Annotated in this window: 26 protein-coding genes; 12 read left to right on the top strand and 14 right to left on the bottom strand. The window is 65.7% G+C overall.

Annotated features, from left to right (window positions below; all coding sequences use genetic code 11):
• Nucleotides 1-40: 40 nt before the first annotated feature.
• Nucleotides 41-550 (top strand): ComEA family DNA-binding protein, encoded by a 510-nt coding sequence (locus tag VWN43_RS10520; protein WP_320181778.1) that lies wholly within the window; start codon nucleotides 41-43, stop codon nucleotides 548-550.
• Here the strand turns inward: VWN43_RS10520 and VWN43_RS10515 are convergent.
• From VWN43_RS10515 to VWN43_RS10485, 7 genes are read right to left on the bottom strand one after another with little or no spacing between them, the layout of a single operon-like run.
• Entirely contained in the window at nucleotides 535-1,131 is a 597-nt protein-coding gene (locus VWN43_RS10515) for a protein-methionine-sulfoxide reductase heme-binding subunit MsrQ (RefSeq protein WP_320181779.1), read from the bottom strand. The two genes, VWN43_RS10520 and VWN43_RS10515, sit on opposite strands and share 16 nt — an antisense overlap.
• Before the next feature lie 11 nt (nucleotides 1,132-1,142).
• On the bottom strand, nucleotides 1,143-1,760 hold the full coding sequence (locus tag VWN43_RS10510; RefSeq protein ID WP_253522371.1) for a riboflavin synthase: 618 nt from the start codon (nucleotides 1,758-1,760) through the stop codon (nucleotides 1,143-1,145).
• A gap of 12 nt (nucleotides 1,761-1,772) precedes the next feature.
• Nucleotides 1,773-2,744 carry a bifunctional diaminohydroxyphosphoribosylaminopyrimidine deaminase/5-amino-6-(5-phosphoribosylamino)uracil reductase RibD gene (gene ribD, locus VWN43_RS10505; protein ID WP_320181780.1) on the bottom strand — a complete coding sequence of 324 codons (972 nt, stop codon included), beginning with the start codon at nucleotides 2,742-2,744 and terminating at the stop codon, nucleotides 1,773-1,775.
• Nucleotides 2,725-3,180 (bottom strand): hypothetical protein, encoded by a 456-nt coding sequence (locus VWN43_RS10500; RefSeq protein ID WP_253522375.1) that lies wholly within the window; start codon nucleotides 3,178-3,180, stop codon nucleotides 2,725-2,727. The genes ribD and VWN43_RS10500 overlap by 20 nt, the downstream gene beginning before the upstream one ends.
• 43 nt (nucleotides 3,181-3,223) lie before the next feature.
• The gene (locus VWN43_RS10495) at nucleotides 3,224-3,946 is read right to left on the bottom strand and encodes a M48 family metallopeptidase (RefSeq protein WP_320181782.1); all 723 of its coding nucleotides are present in this window, start codon (nucleotides 3,944-3,946) and stop codon (nucleotides 3,224-3,226) included.
• Nucleotides 3,943-4,401, bottom strand: a complete 459-nt coding sequence (locus tag VWN43_RS10490; protein WP_320181783.1) for a YcgN family cysteine cluster protein — start codon at nucleotides 4,399-4,401, stop codon at nucleotides 3,943-3,945. The genes VWN43_RS10495 and VWN43_RS10490 overlap by 4 nt, the downstream gene beginning before the upstream one ends.
• A complete protein-coding gene (locus VWN43_RS10485) occupies nucleotides 4,389-4,973 on the bottom strand; it encodes an SCO family protein (RefSeq protein WP_320181784.1) in 585 nt (194 codons plus the stop codon). The genes VWN43_RS10490 and VWN43_RS10485 overlap by 13 nt, the downstream gene beginning before the upstream one ends.
• Before the next feature lie 95 nt (nucleotides 4,974-5,068).
• Here VWN43_RS10485 and VWN43_RS10480 point away from each other — a divergent pair, with 95 nt between their 5' ends.
• The 6 genes from VWN43_RS10480 to VWN43_RS10455 all read left to right on the top strand — a co-directional run bounded on the left by VWN43_RS10480 (nucleotide 5,069) and on the right by VWN43_RS10455 (nucleotide 9,530).
• Nucleotides 5,069-5,662 carry an ankyrin repeat domain-containing protein gene (locus VWN43_RS10480; RefSeq protein ID WP_320181785.1) on the top strand — a complete coding sequence of 198 codons (594 nt, stop codon included), beginning with the start codon at nucleotides 5,069-5,071 and terminating at the stop codon, nucleotides 5,660-5,662.
• A 1-nt stretch (nucleotide 5,663) separates the two neighbouring features.
• Nucleotides 5,664-6,323 (top strand): COQ9 family protein, encoded by a 660-nt coding sequence (locus VWN43_RS10475; protein WP_320181786.1) that lies wholly within the window; start codon nucleotides 5,664-5,666, stop codon nucleotides 6,321-6,323.
• Between the two features lie 54 nt (nucleotides 6,324-6,377).
• Nucleotides 6,378-6,617 (top strand): FeoA family protein, encoded by a 240-nt coding sequence (locus VWN43_RS10470; protein WP_320181787.1) that lies wholly within the window; start codon nucleotides 6,378-6,380, stop codon nucleotides 6,615-6,617.
• Complete coding sequence (feoB, locus tag VWN43_RS10465; RefSeq protein ID WP_320181788.1) at nucleotides 6,614-8,461, top strand: ferrous iron transporter B; 1,848 nt, start codon at nucleotides 6,614-6,616, stop codon at nucleotides 8,459-8,461. The genes VWN43_RS10470 and feoB overlap by 4 nt, the downstream gene beginning before the upstream one ends.
• A 100-nt stretch (nucleotides 8,462-8,561) precedes the next feature.
• Entirely contained in the window at nucleotides 8,562-9,116 is a 555-nt protein-coding gene (ssb, locus tag VWN43_RS10460) for a single-stranded DNA-binding protein (protein WP_320181789.1), read from the top strand.
• Between the two features lie 45 nt (nucleotides 9,117-9,161).
• Nucleotides 9,162-9,530 carry a hypothetical protein gene (locus VWN43_RS10455; protein ID WP_253522397.1) on the top strand — a complete coding sequence of 123 codons (369 nt, stop codon included), beginning with the start codon at nucleotides 9,162-9,164 and terminating at the stop codon, nucleotides 9,528-9,530.
• Between the two features lie 145 nt (nucleotides 9,531-9,675).
• On the opposite strand, the gene arsN2 is transcribed toward VWN43_RS10455, so the two are convergent.
• From arsN2 to VWN43_RS10440, 3 genes are read right to left on the bottom strand one after another with little or no spacing between them, the layout of a single operon-like run.
• A complete protein-coding gene (gene arsN2, locus VWN43_RS10450) occupies nucleotides 9,676-10,107 on the bottom strand; it encodes an arsenic resistance N-acetyltransferase ArsN2 (protein WP_320181790.1) in 432 nt (143 codons plus the stop codon).
• Nucleotides 10,104-10,640, bottom strand: coding sequence for a YceD family protein (locus VWN43_RS10445; protein WP_320181791.1), 537 nt, complete (start codon nucleotides 10,638-10,640; stop codon nucleotides 10,104-10,106). Before VWN43_RS10445 ends, arsN2 begins: the two co-directional genes overlap by 4 nt.
• A complete protein-coding gene (locus VWN43_RS10440) occupies nucleotides 10,637-11,164 on the bottom strand; it encodes a ubiquinol-cytochrome C chaperone family protein (RefSeq protein WP_320181792.1) in 528 nt (175 codons plus the stop codon). The genes VWN43_RS10445 and VWN43_RS10440 overlap by 4 nt, the downstream gene beginning before the upstream one ends.
• 161 nt (nucleotides 11,165-11,325) lie before the next feature.
• On the opposite strand from VWN43_RS10440, the gene VWN43_RS10435 reads away from it, so the two are divergent.
• From VWN43_RS10435 to VWN43_RS10415, 5 genes are all read left to right on the top strand, one after another.
• The gene (locus VWN43_RS10435) at nucleotides 11,326-11,778 is read left to right on the top strand and encodes an outer membrane protein assembly factor BamE (protein WP_320181793.1); all 453 of its coding nucleotides are present in this window, start codon (nucleotides 11,326-11,328) and stop codon (nucleotides 11,776-11,778) included.
• 43 nt (nucleotides 11,779-11,821) lie between these two features.
• Nucleotides 11,822-12,382, top strand: a complete 561-nt coding sequence (gene hslV / locus VWN43_RS10430) for an ATP-dependent protease subunit HslV (RefSeq protein ID WP_263605141.1) — start codon at nucleotides 11,822-11,824, stop codon at nucleotides 12,380-12,382.
• An 8-nt stretch (nucleotides 12,383-12,390) separates the two neighbouring features.
• Nucleotides 12,391-13,692: an ATP-dependent protease ATPase subunit HslU gene (gene hslU / locus VWN43_RS10425; protein ID WP_253522410.1), complete on the top strand. Its 1,302-nt coding sequence runs from the start codon at nucleotides 12,391-12,393 to the stop codon at nucleotides 13,690-13,692.
• Complete coding sequence (locus tag VWN43_RS10420) at nucleotides 13,692-14,096, top strand: ACT domain-containing protein (protein ID WP_320181794.1); 405 nt, start codon at nucleotides 13,692-13,694, stop codon at nucleotides 14,094-14,096. The genes hslU and VWN43_RS10420 overlap by 1 nt, the downstream gene beginning before the upstream one ends.
• A gap of 131 nt (nucleotides 14,097-14,227) precedes the next feature.
• Nucleotides 14,228-14,911: a type 1 glutamine amidotransferase domain-containing protein gene (locus VWN43_RS10415; protein WP_320181795.1), complete on the top strand. Its 684-nt coding sequence runs from the start codon at nucleotides 14,228-14,230 to the stop codon at nucleotides 14,909-14,911.
• 119 nt (nucleotides 14,912-15,030) lie between these two features.
• On the opposite strand, the gene VWN43_RS10410 is transcribed toward VWN43_RS10415, so the two are convergent.
• The 4 genes from VWN43_RS10410 to VWN43_RS10395 form a co-directional block, all read right to left on the bottom strand.
• A complete protein-coding gene (locus VWN43_RS10410) occupies nucleotides 15,031-16,536 on the bottom strand; it encodes a SulP family inorganic anion transporter (RefSeq protein WP_320181796.1) in 1,506 nt (501 codons plus the stop codon).
• A gap of 148 nt (nucleotides 16,537-16,684) precedes the next feature.
• On the bottom strand, nucleotides 16,685-18,487 hold the full coding sequence (locus VWN43_RS10405; protein WP_320181797.1) for an ABCB family ABC transporter ATP-binding protein/permease: 1,803 nt from the start codon (nucleotides 18,485-18,487) through the stop codon (nucleotides 16,685-16,687).
• Nucleotides 18,488-18,534: 47 nt separating this feature from the next.
• Nucleotides 18,535-19,515, bottom strand: coding sequence for an aspartyl protease family protein (locus tag VWN43_RS10400; RefSeq protein WP_320181798.1), 981 nt, complete (start codon nucleotides 19,513-19,515; stop codon nucleotides 18,535-18,537).
• A 139-nt stretch (nucleotides 19,516-19,654) separates the two neighbouring features.
• On the bottom strand, nucleotides 19,655-21,196 hold the full coding sequence (locus VWN43_RS10395; protein WP_320181799.1) for a lipopolysaccharide biosynthesis protein: 1,542 nt from the start codon (nucleotides 21,194-21,196) through the stop codon (nucleotides 19,655-19,657).
• Nucleotides 21,197-21,590: the final 394 nt, after the last annotated feature.

Below are 21,590 nucleotides of genomic sequence, written 5' to 3'. Positions count from 1 at the left end.
GCGGTTATTGCGAGCGCTTCTCAAAAGGAGGAATCACTCTATGCGTAAGCTGGTACTTGCCGCCGCCCTCTCGGGCACCATGCTCACTCTCGCCGCCTGCTCGGGCGCTGCCGACGAAACGGCAGAGCCGGCCGACACCGCCGAAGTCGAAACCATCGACGATGCCGCTGCCGCCGAAACCGCCGCTGTGCTGGATGCCAACACCGCCACTGCCGAACAGCTTGCCGGCGCGGAAGGCGTGAGCGAGGAACTGGCTGCCGCGATCGCGGCCGGCCAGCCCTATGCCAGCGTCACCGATCTCAACGCCAAGCTGCTCGAAACGCTGAGCGCCGAGGAAGCTGCCGCCGTTCTCACCAATGTGTTCGTGCCGGTGAACCTCAACAGCGGCACCGAGGAAGAGATCCGTCTCATCCCCGGCATGACCGACAAGATGGTCCATGAATTCGAAGAATACCGTCCCTATGCCGACATGGGCGTGTTCGATCGCGAGATCGGCAAGTATGTCGACGAAGCCGAAGTCGAACGGTTCAAGAACTACGTCACTCTCTGAGCGCGCTGTAGTGCAATCCTGACGATCTCGATCGCGGCCAGGATCCCGGTGTGGATCCAGGCCGTGGTCGGGTCGAAAGCCGACCATGCCCAGTGGAGGAAGGTGAGGATCGCCGCCGGATAAACCAGCCGGTGCAGACGCTTCCAGCCGCACTTCATCTTCCGCACCGAAACATCGTTCGAGGTCAGCGCCAGCGGCACGAACAGCGCCAGCGCCGCCCAGCCTGCCAGCATGTAGGGGGTGGTGAATTCAGCCAGCACATATTCGGGCGAACCCTTGCGCACGAGATAGATCGCGGTGTGCAGCGCGGCATAGGCGAAGCTGGCCACGCCGATATCGCGCCGCCGGCGCATCAGCCACAGGGTCCCGCCGCTGCGCCGGAACGCCAGCCGCAACGGTGTGACCGCGAGCGTCGCCATCAGCAGCCATGCGGCCCAGTCGCCGCTATCGCCGATAGCGTGACCATAGCCATATTGGTCGGGCGTGATCGACCAGCGCAGCCCGATCCACAGCGCGGGCAGCGCCAGCAGCAGCCACAGCAACGGGCGCGATCGCTTGAGGGTCGAAAGCACTGGGGGCATCGCCGCGCCTGTCAGCCGGCGAGGCTCTGCATTCGCTTGAGATAGCGCGCGAGCACGTCGATCTCGAGGTTGACCGTATCGCCTTCGGACAGGTCGCCAAGCGTGGTCACTTCGCCGGTATGCGGGATGATGTTGAGCGCGAAGCGGACCTCGCCGCTGGGTTCGTCCTCGACCGCGTTGACCGTCAGCGAAACCCCGTCGACCGTGATCGAGCCTTTTTCAGCGACGAAGGGGGCAATATCCGCGCCCGCGAGGATTTCGAGCCGGGTCGAGCCGCCGATATCCTCGGCCAGCGCCACCCGCCCGACCGCATCGACATGGCCGGTGACGAGATGCCCGCCCAATTCGTCGCCCAGGCGCAGCGCGGGTTCGAGATTGAGCCGCCGATCGGCGCGCCACTGGTCCTGCGCGGTGCGACTGACCGTCTCGCCCGAGACGTCGACCGCGAACCACGCATCGCCTTCCTGCCCGCCTTTCTCGACCACCGTCAGGCAGACGCCCGAGCACGCGATCGAGGCACCGATATCGATCCCCGCCGGGTCCCACGGGCAGGCAATGGTGACGCGCAAGTCGCCCTTGTCCGCGACTGCGCTGATGGTGCCGATGGCGGTGACGATTCCGGTGAACATGTGTGCTCCTGATTACCGCAGGCGGCTGTAGGCGGCGAAGCTGTCGCTGCCAAGCTGGCGGCTTTCGGCAAGTTGCCACCGGCCATGCGCCGCGGCGAGGCTGTCGAGCCCGAGGTCCGCCACCGCGCCGCGTCCGCCGCCGATGACGATCGGGGCGCGGTAAAGCTCGAGCCGGTCGACGAGGTCGGCGGCAAGGAGGCTGGCGGCGATATTCGCGCCCGCTTCGACATAGAGATAGAGCGCATCGAGCCCCGCCACCTGCGCAGGCGTATTGATGACCTTGACCCCGTCGGGGGCGACCCCGCGGGTAAGCACGACACGCTGCGGGCTGCGGGTTTCGAGCCCGGGCAGCCGCACATCGAGGCGGGGCCGGTCGGCGCGCCAGGTTCCGCCGCCGACGAGGATCGCATCGGCCTGTGCGCGGCGCGAATGGACATGCGCGCGCGCGGCATCGCCGGTGATCCACTGGCTTTCGCCGCTGGCCATGGCGATGCAGCCATCGAGCGACATGGCGATCTTCATCGTGATATGCGGCCGGTCGTGATGGACCCGCGTGAGATAGCCCGCCAGGCTGGCTTCGGCTGCGGGGGAGGGGAGGAAAGCGGCCTCGATCCCGGCCTTGCGCAAGCGCGCTAGCCCATCGCCCGCAGTGCGCGGATCGGGATCCTCGACGCCTGCGACCACGCGCGCGACACCGGCTTCGACCAGCAGGTCGCTGCACGCCGGGCCGCGCGGCGAGCGGTGCGCGCAGGGTTCGAGCGTGACATAGGCGGTGGCGCCGCGAGCGGCCTCGCCCGCTTGGTCGAGCGCGGCTGCCTCTGCATGCGGGCGGCCACCGGCATGCGTCCAGCCGCGGCCGACCACGCGGTCGTCTTTGACGAGAATGCAGCCCACGCCGGGATTGGGATAGCTCGCCGGGCGTGAACGGCCCGCCAGACGTGCCGCCGCGTCGAGCCAGCGCGCGTCAGTCGCCGCTGAGGTCAAGTGCCGAGCCTGCCTGGTAGCGTTCGCGCCGCCGTGCTTCGGCGATGGCTTTCTCGCGCGCGGCTTCGATCTGTGCCTGCCGCTCCATTTCGTCGACATCGAGCCCGGTTGCGCGGCCGAGCGCCTTATAGGCCTCGACCTTGCGCGCGCGCAGTTCCTCGCGTTCTGCCTCGCGCGCTTCCTTGCGCTGCTGGTTGACGAGGTTCGACTGGCGGATTTCCTCGTCACTGCGCCCCTCGGCGAAGGTCGAGATGAAATTCACCTTGGGCGCATCGGGCGGGCGGAAATGCGATTCCTGCGTCAGCATCGCCACCCCGGCGAGCGGGATCGCGATCGATACCGCCAGTATCGGCCAGCGATAGGGCCGCGGTTCGCGGAGATATTCCCACAGGTCGGCGGCCCCGGCCCGGGGATCGAAGCGTGACGTAAAGCGCATGGGTGCCAAGATAGGGGGTTTCGATGAACCGCGCCAGTATTGGCTAGCCGAAGCTGGCGTAAAGTTCGCGCCCGTGACGGCTGAGCCAGCGATTGGCCTGTTCGATATCGTCCTCGTAGAGCTGGTCGAGCAGTGCGTGGAACGCGGGCGAATGGTCGAAATGGACCAGATGCGCGACTTCATGCGCTACGACCGAGCGGCGGACATGGTCGGGCGCCTGGACGAGCCGCCAGTTGAGCCGCAGCACGCCTTCGGACGAACAGCTACCCCAACGCCGCCGCGCCCGGGTGAGCTTGACCTCGGCCTGCGCCAGCTCGCCGCGGGCGCAGTAATCGGCGGCATCGGCGGCGAACAATCGCACTGACTCGCCCTCGAGCCAGCGCTGCAGGCGTTTGCCCAGCGTGTCCTCGGGCCCGCCGATGGTCAGCGTGTCGCCCGCGACCTGCGGTTTGCGCGGGGCATCCGCGCGCCAGTCGATGGCGATCTCGGCGCCGCGATAGTGCAGCTGCCGTTCCCGCACGGGGTCGCGCGGCGCGGGCACCCTGGCCAGCTGCGCCGCCAGCCATTCGCGCCGTGCATGGGCAAAGGCGATCGCTTCGGCGCTGCGGCACCAATGCGGCAGCGTGATGCGCACCGCGCTGCCATCGGGCGCCAGCCGCAGCGTCAGCCGCCGCGCGCGGCGATTGCGGATGATCTCGATCGGCAGCTCGCGGTCATCCAGCGCGATCACCGGCTCGAGCGCTTCGCGGCGCAGCCAGTCGATCATGCCGCGTCTTCCTCGTCGTCGTCCCATTCGACCACATGGTGTTCGAGCGGGCCGGCATCGGTTTCGCTCACCACGCGGCCCGCCACCGATACGCCGGCGCGGACCACGTCCTCGCGGTCGCCGGTCAGCAAATAGTGCCAGCGCGGCAGCGGCTGCCCGTCGGCGCGGCGGCGATAGGCGCAGGTCGCGGGCAGCCAGCTCACGTCTTCGACGATCTTGAGCGTCAGCCGCAGGCAATCGGGGACGAAGGCCTTGCGGTGCTTGTAGTCGGTGCACTGCGCGGATCGTGGGTCGAGCAGCTTGCACGCCACATTGGTGTGCTCGATCTCGCCCGTGTCTTCATATTCGACCTTGTGCAGGCAGCAGCGTCCGCAGCCGTCGCACAGCGCTTCCCATTCTTCCGCGGAGAGATCGGCTAGCGGCCGTTCCCAGAAGCGCTCCCTCAGCGCACCCATTTTTCCAGTTCCGCAGCGACCGCTTCGGGGCCTTCATCGGTGGGCAGCATGGCCAGCGGCTCGCCATCGGGTCCGAACAGATAGGTGATATTGGTATGGCCGACGAGATAGCCGCCGCCCTCGGAGGGATCCTCGATCGTATAGGTCGCGGCGAAGGCCCCGGTGACCGCGTCGAGTTGCTCTTTCGTGCCCGTCAGCCCGATCAGGCGCGGGTGGAAATTGTCGGTGAACTCGGTGAGCGTGGCGGGATTGTCGCGGCCTGGATCGACGCTGATGAACAGCGGCTGGATCTGTGCGCCAAGCGTGGGGTTCGCCTCTTCGAACGTCTTGAGGCCCGCCATCGCGCGCTGGGTGTCGACCGGGCAGACGTCGGGGCAATAGGTATAGCCGAAATAGACGGTGCGGTACTGCCCGTCGAAATCGCTCCAGCTGACCTCGCTGCCATCCTCGCCCGTCAGCGTAAACTCGCCGCCGATCGCGGCGCCGGCCAGCGGCGGTGTTGCGGGAGGGGCGCTGTTGCAGGCGGAGAGCAGCAGCAGCGCGGCGAAAAGCGGGGCGTGGTTGCGTAGCATGGTGTGAGGGTTCATGGTCTGCTAACCGGCGCTCGGCAAGGGCGAGTCAGCCATTGAATTGCGGATAATAGGGACCCTACACGGTGAAGCGTTTGGTGAAAAACATCCTTCTGGCGGCGCTGGCAGGATCGCTGCTGGCGGGGCCGCTGCAGGCGCAGTCGCAGCGCGACGGATACAAGTTCCTCGAAGCGGTGAAGAAGCGCCAGGGCGACGAAGCGACGCTGCTGCTCGAAGAACCGGGCAGCGTGCTGGTCAATTCGCGCGACATTTCCAGCGGTGAAACCGCGCTGCATATCGTGACCCAGCGGCGCGATGCGGTGTGGCTGCGGTTCCTGCTGTCGAAGGGCGCCAATCCCAATCTCGCCGACAAGCACGGCACTACGCCGCTGCAGCTCGCCGCCCAGCTCGGCTTTTCCGAAGGCGTCGAAATCCTCGCCGGACGCGGCGCAGCGGTCGATGTGCCCAACAGCACCGGCGAAACCCCGTTGATCGCTGCCGTCCACCGGCGCGACAGCGGCCTTGTCCGGCTGCTGATCGAAAAGGGCGCCGATCCCGACCGGGCGGACAATTCGGGCCGCACCGCGCGCGATTATGCGCGGTGGATGGGCGCGCGCTCGACCATGCTCGAGGAAATCGAACGCGCCGAGGCCGATCGCGGCGAGCAGGCCGAAGCCTACGGGCCGAGCTGACATGGACGTCGCCGACCTCACGCTCGACGAGCTGCGGCTCGCGCTGGCCCCGGGGATCGCCGAGGCGGCGATCTTCGATGGTTGGAGCGATGCCGCGCTGGACATGGCCGCCGACCAGCTTGGCGCGGACCGCGATGTCGCCCGGCTCGCCTTCAAGGATGACGGCGCGATGGGCATGATCTGCGCCTGGATCGAGACGATCGACCGGCAGATGACGCTCGACCTGCCGCCCGAAAAGCTGGTCGGGATGAAAATCCGCGAACGCATTCGCAGCCTTGTCCAGTACCGACTCGATGCGGTGGCCGGGCAGGAAGAGGCGCTGCGCCGCGCGCTGGCGATCATGGCGATGCCGCGCAACGCCGCGCGCGCGCTCAAGACCGGCTGGAACAGCGCCGATGTGATGTGGCGGCTCGCGGGCGACACCGCGACCGATTACAATCACTACACCAAGCGCGCGATCCTTGCCTCGATCTATGGCGCGACGCTGGCGGTGTTCGTCGATGACGAGAGCGAGGGCAAGGCCGAGACGCGGGCCTTCCTCGAGCGCCGGATCGACGGCGTGATGACGTTCGAACGGGTCAAGGCGAAATGGCTCAATCCCGATCGCGAGAGCTTCAGCGTATCGCGCTTCCTCGGGCGGCTGCGCTACCCCGCACGCTAGCGCGCTATTGATAACCAGTTGCAACTACCGCGCACTTCTGACAGGGCGGCGCGTATGACGCTGGACGGGTTCGAACATGAAAAGGCCGCGCGGATCGTGGCCGTAGACTGGGCCGCGCTGGCCGAGGATGAAGGCAAGCGCCTCAAGGCGCTGGGCGTGGACGAAGGCGCCGAAGTCGCCATCATCCATCGCGGCATTTTCGGGACGCGCGACCCGCTTGCCATCCGTATCGGACGCATGACCATTGCGCTGCGCCGCAGCCACGCACTGGCGATCGAGGTCGAACCCGCATGAGCCGCAAACGCATCGCCGCCCTTGTCGGCAATCCCAATGCGGGCAAATCCGCGCTGTTCAACGCGCTCACCGGCGCGCGCCAGAAGATCGCCAATTATCCCGGCGTAACGGTCGAGCGCAAAGCGGGGCGGCTGGCCCTGCCCAGCGGGGAACCGGTCGAACTGATCGACTTGCCCGGCTCCTACAGTTTCGATGCCGCGAGCCCCGACGAGGAAGTGACCCGCAAGGTCGTCCAGGGAGAGTTTGAAGGCGAGGCCACGCCCGAGGTCATCGTGCTTGTCCTCGATGCCGCGAATCTCGAACAGCATCTCGTCTTCGCGCAGGAAGTGCTCGAACTCGGGCGCCCGACGGTGGTCGCGCTCAACATGATCGACCTTGCCGAGCGCGACGGTCTGGTGCTTGATCCCGAGGCGCTGTCCGCAGCGCTGGGGGTGCCGGTGATCCCGACGGTCGCGGTGCGGCGCAAGGGGCTGAAGGAACTGGCTGCGGCGATCGCAGAAGCCGAAACCCATGCCGACGAGGACGCGCACCGGCAATGGCATCTGACGCTGCCCGAGCGGCGGCTGGCAGCCAAGCACATGGCGCGCGGCGCGATCCTGTCCACCTCGACCCGCCACACGGTCGAGAACGGCGTCGACCGGGTCTTGCTCAATCCCTGGATCGGGCCGGTTATCCTGTTCGGCCTGCTGTTCGTGATCTTCCAGGCGGTGTTTGCCTGGGCAACCCCCTTCGCCGATGCGCTCGAAGGCGCGGTTGGCGCGATATCGGGGGTGGTGACCGATGTCGTGCCCGCCGGGCTGATTCGCGACTTCCTCACCGAAGGCGTGCTGGCGGGTGTCGGCTCGGTGGTGGTCTTCCTGCCGCAGATCGTGATCCTGTTCTTCTTCATCCTGGTGATGGAGGCGAGCGGCTACATGGCGCGTGCGGCGTTCCTGATGGACCGGTTGATGGCGGGCGTCGGCCTGTCGGGCAAAAGCTTCATCCCGCTGCTCTCCAGCTTCGCCTGCGCGATCCCCGGCATCATGGCCGCGCGCAGCATCCCCGATGCCAGGGACCGGCTGACCACAATATTGATCGCCCCGTTGATGACCTGTTCGGCGCGGCTGCCGGTCTATGCGGTGATCATTGCCGCGGTGATCCCCGAAACCAGCGTGGGGCCGGGCATTGGCCTGCAGGGCCTGGTCCTGTTCGTGCTTTACCTGGCGGGGATTGTCGGTGCGATGGTGGTGGCGCTGGTACTGCGCAGCACCGTGGCACGCGGCGCTGCGAGCGGGTTCATCATGGAAATGCCGCGCTATCAGCTGCCGCGGATCAAGGACCTCGCCATCGGTCTGTGGCAGCGCGCCTGGGTCTTCCTGCGCCGCGCGGGCACGATCATCTTCGTCGTCACCATCGCCCTGTGGCTGATGCTGAGCTTCCCCAAGGCGGAACCGGGCGAAAGCCAGATGGACGCGAGCGTCGCGGGCCGGGTCGCCGATGTGCTGCACCCGGTGCTCGAACCGATCGGCTTCAACCGCGAGATGAGCCTCGCGCTGATTCCGGCGATGGCCGCGCGCGAAGTGGCGGTTTCCGCGCTGGCGACGACCTATGCGGTCGATACCGAGGATGAAGACCTCGCCGCCCAAGGCGTGACCGACCGGATCGCCGCGCTGTGGAGCCTGCCGACCGCGCTCGCTTTTCTCGCCTGGTTCGTCTTCGCGCCGCAATGTATCTCGACCATCGCGGTCGCCCGGCGCGAGACCAACGGCTGGAAATGGCCCGCCTTCATGGTCGCGTACCTGTTCGCGCTGGCCTATGTCGCGGGCGGGCTGACCTTCTGGATCGCGACCGCACTGGGACTGTAGCGAACCGGGTCCGGTCCGGTGGAAACGCAGCCGCGCCTGTCTAGCCCCCGCTGGCGGGCTGGGTTAGGCCGTGGGTCAACAGTTACGAAGGAACGATTCGATGGCCGGTAGCCTCAACAAAGTCATGCTCATCGGGAATCTCGGCGCCGATCCCGAGATCCGCAGCTTCCAGAATGGTGGCAAGGTCGCCAATCTGCGCATCGCCACGAGCGAGACGTGGAAGGACCGCAACACCGGTGAACGGCAGGAACGCACCGAATGGCACACGGTTGCGATTTTTTCCGAAGGTCTGGTGGGCGTGGTCGAACGCTTCCTGCGCAAGGGTTCGAAGGTCTATATCGAAGGCCAGCTGCAGACCCGCAAATGGCAGGACCAGTCGGGTAACGACCGTTATTCCACCGAAGTCGTGCTGCGCGGCCTCAACGGCACGTTGACCATGCTCGACGGCGCCCAGGGCGGCGGCGGCAGCGGTGGCCAGCGCGGCGGCGGTGGCGGCGGCTCGTGGGACCAGGGCGGCGGCTCAGGTGGCGGCGGCCAGAGCGGCGGCTGGAACCAGGGCGGCGGCGCCCAGGGCGGCGCAGCATCGGGCGGCAGCGCGGGCGGCGCCGGCGGCGGTTCGAACTACGACGATCTCGACGACGATATTCCGTTCTGATGGAGTGGTTGTAATCCCACTTACAGCTAAGGATCGAGAACCGTCATGGACTACAAGCTGCTGATCAAAACGATCCTTACCTATCACGCAATTTTTGCATGCTTTTTCGTTGTGACGATGGCAGTTGCTTCATACTCGACGGTACTCATTGTCTGGACCCTCATCCTGACTTGCATGGCTGCGTCCCTCGCCCTGGGATTGGCAAAAAGCGCTAATCGGCTGAATTTTCTCCCTATTCTCGGTCCAATGGCGCTGGGTATACTTTTTATTGCCAACGACTTTTTTAGTGCCTCTTTTGGCACCAAAATGGACATCCTAGTCCTACCAATATTTGTTTCCACCTTGATCCTCTATGTTTCTCTCACGTACAAATCGAAGTATGGCGATGTCGTTTTCTTCAGGTGGAATAGATGAGGGCCGTTATGTACTTATCCTCTACCTCGAGGTTCTAGCGGCACACTGATGACACTCGACGGCGCGACGAGAGGTGGCGGCGGCTAGAACCAGAGGGGCGGCTCGAACTACGACGATCTCGACGACGACATCCCGTTCTGATCGCTTACAGCGACTTGACCAGATAGTCGGCGCTGGCAGGGCACAGCGCGGCGAATTCGCGTGAGGATGCGACCGCTTCGGGCGCATCCTCCCGGTCGTGATCGCGGTAACCCAGCTTCCGGAAAAAGTCCGCTGCGGTGGTGGTCAGCAAATGCAGCCGGGCGGCACCCTGACGACGCGCCTCGCTCTCCAGTAGCGTGACGGCCTCGCACCCCGTGCCCCGACCGCGCGCCGCGCCGAGGATGACGACCGAGCGCAGAATGCGGTCCCGGCCATCGCCCTCGATTCCGCCGAAGCCGATGCATTGCCCCGCGTGATGAAAGGCGAAAAACGCGCGCCCGTCGTCTTCGATATCATCCACCGGCAGCCCTTCCGCCGCCAGCGCCGGGACGAGCTCCTCGAGCGAGGCCATGGGGGTGATCGTCAGCGCCGTCATTCCTCGTCCTTCTTCAATGCCGCCAGCGCTTCGGCCAGCGGTCCGCTCGGGGCCTGGTCCTCGTCGCTGGCAATGCCCGCCTTGCGGCGAGCCTCGTCCGCGCCCGGGCCTTCGCGATAGGGATCGATCGCCAGCGCGAGCGTCTGCGCGATCGCCTCGCCGAGATCGAAGACGTCGCCCTCGTATGGAATTTCGTCGAGGTCTTCAGTGTCGAGTTCGACTTCCTCGTCGGGGGCATAGTCGGGCATCGATTCCGCAGGCACGAAGCGCAGTGCGAGCGGCTCGGTCACCGCATAGCGGATATTCTCGCGCGTCACCGCACAGGGCTGTTCGATGGTCGCGGTGAGCGTGCCATTGGCCAGCACCGCCTCGCCGTCGGTGTCGAAGGTGACGCTCGCGGTGAGGTCGGGGACCGAGGTGACGGCAAACCGCTGCGCCAGCGCGGCGCGTTCGGCGTCGGTGGCCTCCACCACCAGCGGCGCACCGGGCAGCGCGCGCGGCTTGACCAGCAGGGTGAGTTCTCCCGCGCTCATGCCGCGATCTCGCCTTTGCGCAATTCGTCCACGCTAGTGCGTTCGAGCCGTGCATGCAGTGCCGCCATGCGCTGGACCAACGCCTCGGCCTCGTCGGGCTGGGCCATGGTGACGTTGCGGCGGACCGCCTCGACCAGCACCTTGGGGTCGCTGCGCAGCCCGTCGCGATAGGCGCCGATGCGCCCGTTCATGCTTTCCATCAGCGCATTGATCTTCTTGCCCACGGTGGGATCGCCGATCCCTGCTTCGCGCATCTGGCCTTCCATGTCCTCGACGAACAATTCGGTCAGCCGGGCGGTGGCCGGGCCCATGTCGCCCGCATCCTCCAGCCGCAGCATCACCAGAGTGAGCACCAGCGTGATCATGTCGTAGCGCCCCTCGACGCTGTCGGCGACGCCGCACATGCGGTACCAGTCGGGATCGCGCGCTTCAGCGACCACGCGGTGCCACAGCGGGCGCCATTCTTCGCGCGGGTCCGGGCCAGAGGAAAAGACGGTGCCGAAAAGGCGGGCAAGGATAGACACAGACAACTCCGTTCAGCGGCAATTCAAACCGCGATCCCCAAGCGCACCCCATTGCCGAGTTGCAAGGGCCGACGCTTTCGGATTAAGGCGTTGCCCGAGCATATAGGCAGGTGGTCGCCCGCGGCCAAGCGCCTGCCGACAGACGGAGATTTGCTGTTCCCATGAACAGGTCGAAAATTCTGGGCCTTGCCGTAATTGGCGCGGCTGCCATTGCCACGAGCGGTTGCGCTGCGATCCGCGAACCGCGCGGCTATATCGTCGATGCGACCCTGCTGCAGTCGGTCCAGCCCCGCATCGATAACGAGCGCAGCGTCACCGGCACGCTCGGCCGCCCGACCTTCGAAAGCCAGTATGGCGAGAAGACCTGGTATTATGTGTCGAGCACGACGGGGCGCAAGCCGTTCGTCCGCCCGCGCATCCGCGAGCATTCGGTTCTGGCGGTGAAGTTCGATGCCGCCGGCAATGTCGTTTCGGCCGAACAGACCGGCATGGACGAGGTCGTCTTTCTCAGTCCCGATGGCAACGAGACCCCCACGCTGGGCCGCGAGCGGAGCTTCCTCGAAGACCTGTTCGGCAATATCGGTGCAGTCGGCCAGCCGGGCATCGGCGGCTAGGCTGCGCTTGACCCCGGCCGCGCACCCCCCTATATCGCGCGGCATGGATGCAAACGACAATCGCCACGGGCTGACCCAGTGGCATTCCACCACCATCATCGGCGTCAAGCGCGGCGATGTCACCGTGATTGCCGGGGACGGGCAGGTCTCCATGGGCAATACGGTGATGAAGCCCAATGCCAAGAAGGTCCGCCGGATCGGCGAAGGCGAGAAAGTGGTCGCCGGGTTCGCCGGTGCGACCGCCGATGCCTTCACGCTGTTCGAACGGCTCGAAAAGAAGCTCGAGCAATATAACGGCCAGCTGCTGCGCGCCGCGGTCGAGCTGACCAAGGATTGGCGCATGGACAAGTACCTGCGCAATCTCGAAGCGCTGATGATCGTGGCGGACAAGGACAACCTGCTGGTGCTTACCGGCAATGGCGATGTGCTGGAGCCCGAAGGAGGCATTGCCGCGATCGGCTCGGGCGGCAATTACGCGCTCAGCGCAGCCAAGGCGCTCGTCGATTACGAAGACGATCCAGAAACCATCGCGCGCAAGGCCATGGCGGTTGCCGCCGATGTCTGCGTGTTCACCAACGGCAATGTGACCGTCGAAACCGTTTGAAGAGTTCCATGACCCAAGCACTGACCCCCAAGGCGATCGTCGCCGCGCTGGACGAACACATCATCGGCCAGAAGGATGCCAAGCGCGCGGTCGCGGTGGCGCTGCGCAATCGCTGGCGCCGCCAGCGGCTCGATGCCGAACTGCGCGACGAGGTTACGCCCAAGAACATCCTGATGATCGGCCCCACCGGCTGCGGCAAGACCGAGATCAGCCGGCGGCTGGCGAAGCTCGCCGAGGCCCCGTTCATCAAGATCGAGGCGACCAAGTTTACCGAGGTCGGCTATGTCGGACGCGACGTCGACCAGATCGCGCGCGATCTTGCCGAAGAAGCGATCCGGCTGGAAAAGGACCGCCGCCGCGAGGCAGTGCGCGAAACCGCGAGCAAGGCAGCGATGGATCGCTTGCTCACCGCGCTGGTCGGCGACAATGCCAGCGAAGCGACGCGCGAGGCCTTCCGCCAGCGGATCGTCGATAATTCGATGAACGATACCGAGGTCGAGATCGAGGTGCGCGAAGCACCCAGCTCGCCGATGGACGTGCCCGGAATGCCCGGCGGGGTCGGCATGATCGACCTCTCGGACATGCTCGGCAAGGCGATGGGCAAGAGCCCGCTCAAGCGGCGCAAGCTGAAAGTGCCCGATGCCTGGGACCGGCTGGTCGAGGAAGAAAGCGACAAGCGCATGGACCAGGACGACGTCAATCGCGTCGCGCTGGAGAATGCCGAAACCAATGGCATCGTGTTCCTCGACGAGATCGACAAGATCGCGGTCAGCGATGTGCGCGGCGGCTCGGTCAGCCGCGAAGGCGTGCAGCGCGACCTGCTGCCGCTGATCGAAGGCACCACCGTCGCGACCAAATACGGGCCGATGAAGACCGATCACGTGCTCTTCATCGCCAGCGGGGCGTTCCACCTGTCCAAGCCTTCGGACATGCTGCCCGAACTGCAGGGCCGCCTGCCGATCCGCGTCGAATTGCGCGCGCTGACCGAGGAGGACTTCGTCCGCATCCTCAAGGAAACGCGCGCCAATCTGGTCGAACAGTACTGCGCGCTGATCGGGACCGAAGACGTCACGCTCGATTTCACCGAGGATGCGATCACCGAAGTCGCCAAGCTGGCCGCGCAGGTCAATGAAGCGGTCGAGAACATCGGTGCCCGCCGGTTGCAGACGGTGATGGAGCGCCTGCTCGAGGATATCAGTTTCGAGGCCGAGGAACACAAGGGCGAGACGATCACGATCGACGCTGCCTATGTGCGCGAACGGCTCGAAACGCTCGCGGGCGATACCGACCTCAGCAAGTATATCCTGTAATGGGCGGGCCGGTGCGCGATGGCCGGGCGATGATCGCCACCATGACGCCCCGGCTCGACGCACGCCGCTGGCGCTTCGTCCTCGTACAACCGGACACGGCGCCGCAATTGCTCGGCGCGGCGATCGGTACCTTTCGCGAGGACGAGGGCGTGGCGGCGATTGTCCCTGCCGATGTGGCGGATGAACTGGGGATCGAGGGTCCGGACTTCGCGCGCATTACACTGATGGTGCATTCCGACCTCGAAGGTGTCGGGCTCACTGCCGCAGTCACCACCGCGCTCGCCGATGCCGGGATCGCCTGCAACATGGTCGCGGCGTTCCACCACGATCATGCCTTCGTGCCTGCTCTCCGCGCGGAAGAGGCGCTCGAAATTCTGCGTACACGGGCGGCGTCCGCGGCCTGACGGCCAGGGGCACAGTGCCCGGCCCGCGCTCGGCCATCCGAATGCGAAACCGAAGCGGGCGAAGTGTGTTCCTTTGATGAAGCGGTGGAACATTCCGGCCGCGCCAAAATCCCCCGAAAAGGACGAACACTATGAAAATTCTTATGGTTCTGACGAGCCACGACGAGCTCGGCGACACCGGCGACAAGACGGGCTTCTGGCTCGAAGAGTTCGCTGCCCCTTATTACGTCCTCAAGGATGCGGGGCATGACATCACGTTGGCCAGCCCCGCAGGCGGCAAGCCGCCGCTCGATCCGAAATCCGACGAGCCCGATGCGCAGACCGCGGCCACCGAACGGTACAAGAAGGACAACGAGGCGCAGGCGCAGCTGGCCTCGACCGAGAAACTCGCGGATGTCGATGTCGCATCGTTCGACGGCGTCTTCTACCCGGGCGGTCACGGGCCGCTGTGGGACCTCGCCGAGAGCGCAGTTTCGAAAGCCGTCATCGAAGACACGCTGGCCGCCGGCAAGCCGGTAGCGCTGGTCTGCCATGCGCCTGCCGTGCTGAAGAACGTCACCGCGCCGAATGGCGATCCGATCGTCAAGGGACGCAAGGTCACCGGCTTCACCAACCAGGAAGAAGATGCGGTCGGCCTGACCGATGTCGTGCCCTTCCTGCTCGAAGACGTGTTGATCGAGCAGGGCGGGACCTTCTCCAAGCAGGGCGTCTTCGAACCCTATGTCGTTCAGGATGGCCTGCTCATTACCGGCCAGAACCCGCCGTCGAGCGAGCCTGCGGCCGAGAAGCTGCTGGAAGCGCTGAAAGCGGACTAAGCTTGGGCGATTTCATGGAAAGGGCGGGCGCGGATATACCGGGCCCGCCCTTTTTCATGCTCGCAGCTGCGTATCAGCAGCGGCCCGCGAAGGGGCGGCCATTGCCCCGGACATGCGGCTTACGGATGCGGGGCGAGCCCGATTTCGACACCCGTCTTGTCGGTCAGCGCGAACTTGTCGACCAAATCGCTGCTCGCGCGGTTGAGCCCGACGACCTGCACGCTGCGGCCATTGCGGCGCATGCGTTCGACCACCTTGTCGAGCGCGCCGATCGCGCTGATGTCCCAGAAATGCGCCTTGGACACGTCGATGATCACATGGTCGGCGGGGTCGGGCATGATGCTTTCGGGGCCAAGCGCGGCTTCGAAGCGTTCGACGCTGGCGTAGAAGATCTGCCCCTTGGCGCGGTAGGTCGCGGTTTCGCCCTCGCGTTCGCGGACGACCTCGAACATGGTCATCACCTTGTGGGTGAAGAACACGCCCGAGAGCACCACGCCTGCCAGCACGCCCAGCGCGAGGTTGTGCGTCGCCACGACCACGGCAACCGTGGTCAGCATCACCACTGAGCTCTGCCAGGGGTGCTTGCCGATATTGGGGATCGAGTTCCACGAGAAGGTCCCGATCGACACCATGATCATGATCGCGACCAGCGCGGGCATCGGCACCTGGCCGACGAGGTCGCCGAGCAGCGCAAGCAGGATCAGCAGCGACAGGCCCGCGGTAAAGGTCGACAACCGGCCGCGGCCGCCGCTGGTCACGTTGATGACCGACTGGCCGATCATCGCACAGCCGCCCATGCCGCCGAAGAAGGCCGCGACGATATTGGCGATGCCCTGACCGCCGCTCTCGCGGCGCTTGTTGCTGCCGGTATGCGTCATATCGTCGACAATCTGCGCGGTGAGCAGCGATTCGAGCAGGCCGACCGCGGCCATGGTCGCCGCATAGGGGGCAATGATGGTCAGCGTTTCCCAGGTTAGCGGCACATTGGGCAGCGCGAAATAGGGCAGGCCTTCGGGCAGCTCGCCCATGTCGATGACCGTGTTGACCGGCGCATCGAGGAAAATCGTCAGCGCGGTGAGCACGATGATCGCGATCAGCGGGCTGGGAATGGCGGTGGTGAACTTGGGGATGATGTAGATCATCGCCAACGCGGCAGCGACCATCGCATAGGTCATCCAGCCAATCCCGGCAGCGGTGGGGTCGAGCTGCGGCAGCTGCGCCATGAAGATCAGGATCGCCAGCGCATTGACGAAGCCGGTGATGACCGAACGGCTGACGAATTGCATCAGAAGGTCGAGCCGCAGCAGCGCGGCAATGCCCTGGAAGACGCCCATCAGGATGGTCGCGGCGAAGAGATATTCGACCCCGTGATCGCGCACCAGCGGCACAACCACCACGGCCACCGCCGCAGTCGCTGCCGAGATCATACCCGGGCGCCCGCCGGTAAAGGCGATGACCATCGCGATCGCCACCGAGGCATAGAGCCCGACGCGCGGATCGACCCCGGCGATGATCGAGAAGCCGATCGCTTCGGGGATCAGCGCCAGCGCGACGACGAGGCCGGCAAGCACGTCTGCGCGGATGTTGGAAAACCAGTCGCGGTGGATCGCGGCACGGTCGAGCATGGGAAATGTCCTGTCAGGTTCGGGAAGCGCACGCGCAATCGGCGCGCGAAAATCGCTTCGCCCTATGAACGATGTTGCAGTGCATCACAAGACTGCGGCCAGACGCACCGGGTTCGCGCGAAGCCCGTGCGGACCGCAGCGAGCGGGCTCAGGCGTCGCTTTCGGCCTGCTGGCGCGCCCACATATCGGCATATAGGCCGCGCGCGCGTAGCAGGTCGCCATGCGTCCCGCTTTCGGCCAGCCGCCCCTGATCGAGCACGAGAATGCGGTCGGCATCGGCAATGGTCGAGAGCCGGTGCGCGATGGCCAGCGTGGTGCGATGTTCCGAGACCCGGCGCAGCGTGGCGAGGATCGCCTGTTCGGTGCGGCTGTCCAGCGCGCTGGTGGCTTCGTCGAGCAGCAGGATCGGCGGGTCCTTGACCAGCGTTCGCGCGATGGCGACGCGCTGCTTCTCGCCCCCCGACAGCTTGAGCCCGCGTTCGCCGACCTCGGTATCGAGGCCGTCGGGCAGGCGTTCGATGAAGGGCAGGATCGCCGCTGCGCTGGCGGCCGCGGCCACCTGTTCGGTGCTCGCCCCGGCGCGGCCATAGGCGATATTGTAGCCGATGGTGTCGTTGAACAGCACGGTATCCTGCGGGACGATGCCGATCTTGTCGCGCAGCGAGGCCTGCGTCACCTGCGCGATGTCCTGCCCGTCGATCAGGATTCGGCCCGCCTGCGGATCGTAGAAGCGGAACAGCAGCCGTCCGATCGTGCTCTTGCCCGCACCCGAGGGACCGACGATCGCGACATGGTTGCCGGCGGGCACCTCGAAGCTCAGCCCGTGGAGGATGGTGCGGTCTTCCTCATAACCGAAGACGACATCCTCGAACGCCAGCGTCGGTCGCCGCACGACCAGCGCCGGGGCACCGGGGGCATCCTGCACTTCGGCATTGGTATCGATCAGGCGGAACATCTCGGCCATGTCGATCAGCCCCTGCCGGACGGTGCGATAGACCATGCCGAGCATGTCGAGCGGGCGGAAAAGCTGGATCAGATAGGTGTTGACCAGCACCAGGTCGCCGGTGGTCAGCACGCCCTGGCTCCATTGCCACACGGTAAAGCCCATCGCGCCGCCCATCAGCAGGTTCATGATCACCGCCTGGCTGATGTTGAGCAGGCCGAGCGAATTCTCGCTCTTCACCGCGGCTTCGGCATAGGCATGCGCGGATTCGGCGTAGCGCTCGCGCTCGCGCACCTCGGCGCCGAAATATTTGACCGTCTCGTAATTGAGCAGGCTGTCGACCGAGCGCGCCAGCGCGGTCCCGTCGAGCTCGTTCATCTGGCGGCGCAGATCGTTGCGCCATTCGGTGATCTTGCGCGTCACCGTTATATAGGCGCCCACGGTCAGCGCGGTGGCGGCAACCAGTTCCCAGCCGAAGTTGAGGTAGAAGATCACGCCCACCGCGATCAGTTCGAGCGCGGTCGGGGCGATGTTGAACAGCAGGAAATAGAGCATGACGTCGATGCTCTTGGTCCCGCGGTCGATCGTCTTGGTCACTTCGCCGGTGCGACGCGAGAGATGGAAGCGCAGCGACAGCTGGTGTAGCCGGGCAAAGGTATCCTCGGCCAGCTGGCGCGTCGCATCCTGCCCGACGCGTTCGAAGGTGATGTTGCGCAGATTGTCGAACACCACCGCGGCGAGCCGTCCCGCCGCATAGGCAATGACGAAGGCCAACGCGACCATCGCCGCCTCGTTTGCGGGCGTGGTCATCGCATCGACCGCGCCCTTATAGGCGAAAGGCAGCGCCAGCATGGTCCCCTTGGCCATCAGCACGAACAGCATCGCGCCGACGATCCGCCGTTTCAGATGCGGCTTATCCGCAGGCCAGAGATAGGGAAGGAAGCGCCGGACCGTGGCCCAGCCTTCGGGATCGTGACGCTGGGCGGAGGCTGTAAGGTCGGGCGGCATAGGGCGGCTATGTGGGACGATTGCGCCGCCGGGGCAAGGCGGCGGGCCTACGGGCTCCCCGGTCCACCGGGTATGGGACCGCCAGACATAAACATCGCGCGCGCGCGCGAGGGATCGTGGCGGCCGGGAATGTCGAACAGGATCTGGCGGCGGGCGAAATCGATCGCCACCCGGTCGAACACGCGCATACTGCCGATCCCCAGGATCAGCGCGGGCCGCTTGCCCAGACCAAGCGCGGCGAAGGTCAGGCTGTCGGCAAAACCGATCGGGACATTGCCCATGGTCATTCCGCCGATCTCGAGCTCGCGCGCATAGGAAAGGTCGCTGACTATCTGCGTCCCATGGACATCCATGCTGGTGATCTCGCCCATATCGCGCGCGCGCAATTTGCGCAGCAAGGCGCTGTTGCCCAGGGTGATCTGGGCCCCGGTATCGACCACCACCGCGACGCGGATATTGTCGACCAGCGCATCGGTGATCACCATCTGCCCCAGCTTGCGCCGCGCGCGGACAATGATCTCATATCCGGCATTGCCGCCCAGCGCCGCCGCATCGGCCACCAGCATGCGCTCTTCGCGGAAGTCGATCAGCACGCGCAGGTCCTGCAAGCTGTCGAGCCCGAGGATCCCGTCGGCGCCGATATTGCTGGAATGAAGCAGTGGCGACAGCAGGCCGGTGACCGAACGGCCGGCAAAGCGCAGTTCGTCCACCTCGATCAGGTCGACCATCTCGGCGCTGCCCATCGCGACGAGCATTGCCCGCCCGCGGCGCGGCAGCGCAAGATCATTGACGATCCTGTGCGTCACCACGGTGGCCTGCGCGCCGGTATCGATCAGGAAGCGATAGGGACCCTGGCCCGCGATGGTGACGGGCACCGTCAGCCGTTCGTAGCGATCGCGGTCGATGACATGGTCGTCGGCAGGTGGCTCCGCGCCAGCCTCGGTAGGGGCAGGCGACTGCGCGGCCAGCGGCGCGGCTATTGCCAGCGCGGCGGCGGCGGCCAATCGGGATAACCCGTATCGAGCCATGGCTTTCACTCTTCCTCTCGCGCGCAGGATACCACGGCGGGGCGAACCGGCAAAATCGGGGAGGGAAGGGCGGAGGCGGGGCCTGGTGCAGAGCCTGTGCGAGACCTAGCCGTCTGGCTGCCCGGCCGGGGGACGCGGCTCAATCCGCTATGGTACTGGTTCGATCGGCGGGCGCTCGCGCGGATGCGTGCGGCGGCAGCGGATCTGCCGGGGTGCGCCTGATCATCGCAATGCTCTGGCGCACCACATCGGGCCAGACGAAATAGAGGATACCCGCATAGGCCGCGGCGCCCGCGCTTCCGAGAATGCCCAGCGTGGCAACAGGGTCTATATCTGCGGGCAGCGCCTGGCGCAGACCCAGCACCACCACGGCCATGATCAGGCAGGCGAGGGCCGGGGGCGCGAGTGCCTGCGCCAGGCGCTTCACCGACAGATCGATCTGCGGCAACGTCAGCGCGAGCGTGAAGATCAGGAGCAAGGGGGCGGCGACCCACCAGGCATGCACCAGCCCCTGCGCGCCATATTGCACGCCGATCAGGAACGAGGTGGCGAAGATCGCCGCGCCGGCAATGCTGGTGGCCAGATAGATGCGTTCCTTGCCCGTCGCGGTACAGGTGGGCGAGCAGATGATCTGCAGCGCCATCAGCGGCATCACCAGCGCAAGGCCCGAGACGATCGGCGCCATCCCGGTCCATTTCTCGCCGAACACCACGAGGATCGCTTCGGGGGCGGTCAGCGACAGCCCTATATAGATGGGCGCGACCACCAGCAGGACGCTTTGCGCGGTCCGTTCGAAATAGGGGCCGAGGCTGCGCCCCGCCTTGTGCAATTCGGCATAGGCGGGGAAGGCGACGTCGTTCAGCGGCGGGATAAAGCGCCCGGTGACGATCAGCGTGAGGAACAGCGCTTCGGAATAGAGACCGAGATCGTGGACCGAGAACACTCGCCCGGCGATGAAGATGTCGCTCTGGCTCTGGATGATCCAGAACAGCTGGCACAGCGTCAGCGCCCCGCCAAAACCGATCATCCGCCCGGCGCCCTTGAGATTGAAGACCGGGCGCACCCAGAGCCGCGCTGCAACGCTCATGATCAGCGCGCGCACTGCGAAGCCCGCGATCGGCGCATAGATAAGCGCCCATACGCCGAAGCCCTGCCATGCCAGCACCAGCGCGGTGGCAGCCGCAGTCACCGCGGACACCAGATTGGCAATCCCCTGGCTGCGAAACTCCAGCCGCCGTGCAAGCAGCGCGGTGGGGAGGGCGGTAAAGGGGATCATTGCAAAGATCAGCGCCTGCACGCGCAGCAGGTCGGCCACTGCGGGCTGGCCAAAGTAACCCGCTACCAGCGGGGCGAGCAGCAGCTGGATCGCGGCAAGCGACCCGTTGGTGATCAGGAGTAGGGCGAAGACCTGGCCGATATCGCGCTCGCCCACCTCGTCCGCCTGGATCAGCGAACTGGCAAAGCTCCAGCCATTGAGGAAGTGCAATGCGGTGACGATCACCTGGCTCATGGCGAAGAGGCCGTAATCCGACGGGTCGAGCAGGCGCACTACCAATATGGTGGAGCCCCAGGTGATGAACTGGGCGACCAGCTGGCTGCCCCACCTCCACGCGAGCGCGCTACGCACGCGGGCGCGGAATCCTTCAGGTGGGTCCTGCTCGCTGGCGCCGCTGATCCTCATGCAGGGGTGCTAACCGCGATTCTTGGCGAATGCGAGCGGCCAGATTCGGGATTCGGAGGTGAATCATTCCCGATTCAGGGGTGAATCACTGTCGAATCCCGCAGTGAATCGGGTCCGATTCACGAATCTGCACAGGGGTGCGGTTGAAGACTACCGCAGGCGCCCCATATCGGTCTCGCGATGGACAGGCCCAAACCCAAGGATTTCCGCGGGTTTGCAAAAAATCCGAAATAAAATTGCAAAAAGGCGTTGACCGAATCCGGCCCCCCGCCTAATTGGCCCTCACCGACGCGGCGCTGGCGGCTTCCACCGCCCACCGCATCGGTCGCCAACAGATACGGACAGCCGGCTCCCCCGGTGTAAATCGGGGAACCAACAGCTGTCCGTTATAACT

The organism is Qipengyuania sp. HL-TH1 (genome assembly GCF_036365825.1).
Taxonomy (GTDB): domain Bacteria; phylum Pseudomonadota; class Alphaproteobacteria; order Sphingomonadales; family Sphingomonadaceae; genus Qipengyuania; species Qipengyuania profunda.
The sequence above is the reverse complement of the archived record's forward strand: the minus strand, read 5'-3'. Positions and strand labels throughout refer to the sequence as shown.

Coding starts and splice junctions, on each gene's coding strand:
- VWN43_RS10520 (WP_320181778.1), top strand. CDS start 41: ATGCGTAAGCTGGTACTTGCCGCCGCCCTCTCGGGCACCATGCTCACT.
- VWN43_RS10515 (WP_320181779.1), bottom strand. CDS start 1,131: ATGCCCCCAGTGCTTTCGACCCTCAAGCGATCGCGCCCGTTGCTGTGG.
- VWN43_RS10510 (WP_253522371.1), bottom strand. CDS start 1,760: ATGTTCACCGGAATCGTCACCGCCATCGGCACCATCAGCGCAGTCGCG.
- VWN43_RS10500 (WP_253522375.1), bottom strand. CDS start 3,180: ATGCGCTTTACGTCACGCTTCGATCCCCGGGCCGGGGCCGCCGACCTG.
- VWN43_RS10495 (WP_320181782.1), bottom strand. CDS start 3,946: ATGATCGACTGGCTGCGCCGCGAAGCGCTCGAGCCGGTGATCGCGCTG.
- VWN43_RS10490 (WP_320181783.1), bottom strand. CDS start 4,401: ATGGGTGCGCTGAGGGAGCGCTTCTGGGAACGGCCGCTAGCCGATCTC.
- VWN43_RS10485 (WP_320181784.1), bottom strand. CDS start 4,973: ATGCTACGCAACCACGCCCCGCTTTTCGCCGCGCTGCTGCTGCTCTCC.
- VWN43_RS10475 (WP_320181786.1), top strand. CDS start 5,664: ATGGACGTCGCCGACCTCACGCTCGACGAGCTGCGGCTCGCGCTGGCC.
- VWN43_RS10470 (WP_320181787.1), top strand. CDS start 6,378: ATGACGCTGGACGGGTTCGAACATGAAAAGGCCGCGCGGATCGTGGCC.
- feoB (WP_320181788.1), top strand. CDS start 6,614: ATGAGCCGCAAACGCATCGCCGCCCTTGTCGGCAATCCCAATGCGGGC.
- ssb (WP_320181789.1), top strand. CDS start 8,562: ATGGCCGGTAGCCTCAACAAAGTCATGCTCATCGGGAATCTCGGCGCC.
- VWN43_RS10455 (WP_253522397.1), top strand. CDS start 9,162: ATGGACTACAAGCTGCTGATCAAAACGATCCTTACCTATCACGCAATT.
- arsN2 (WP_320181790.1), bottom strand. CDS start 10,107: ATGACGGCGCTGACGATCACCCCCATGGCCTCGCTCGAGGAGCTCGTC.
- VWN43_RS10445 (WP_320181791.1), bottom strand. CDS start 10,640: ATGAGCGCGGGAGAACTCACCCTGCTGGTCAAGCCGCGCGCGCTGCCC.
- VWN43_RS10435 (WP_320181793.1), top strand. CDS start 11,326: ATGAACAGGTCGAAAATTCTGGGCCTTGCCGTAATTGGCGCGGCTGCC.
- hslV (WP_263605141.1), top strand. CDS start 11,822: ATGGATGCAAACGACAATCGCCACGGGCTGACCCAGTGGCATTCCACC.
- hslU (WP_253522410.1), top strand. CDS start 12,391: ATGACCCAAGCACTGACCCCCAAGGCGATCGTCGCCGCGCTGGACGAA.
- VWN43_RS10420 (WP_320181794.1), top strand. CDS start 13,692: ATGGGCGGGCCGGTGCGCGATGGCCGGGCGATGATCGCCACCATGACG.
- VWN43_RS10415 (WP_320181795.1), top strand. CDS start 14,228: ATGAAAATTCTTATGGTTCTGACGAGCCACGACGAGCTCGGCGACACC.
- VWN43_RS10410 (WP_320181796.1), bottom strand. CDS start 16,536: ATGCTCGACCGTGCCGCGATCCACCGCGACTGGTTTTCCAACATCCGC.
- VWN43_RS10405 (WP_320181797.1), bottom strand. CDS start 18,487: ATGCCGCCCGACCTTACAGCCTCCGCCCAGCGTCACGATCCCGAAGGC.
- VWN43_RS10400 (WP_320181798.1), bottom strand. CDS start 19,515: ATGGCTCGATACGGGTTATCCCGATTGGCCGCCGCCGCCGCGCTGGCA.
- VWN43_RS10395 (WP_320181799.1), bottom strand. CDS start 21,196: ATGAGGATCAGCGGCGCCAGCGAGCAGGACCCACCTGAAGGATTCCGC.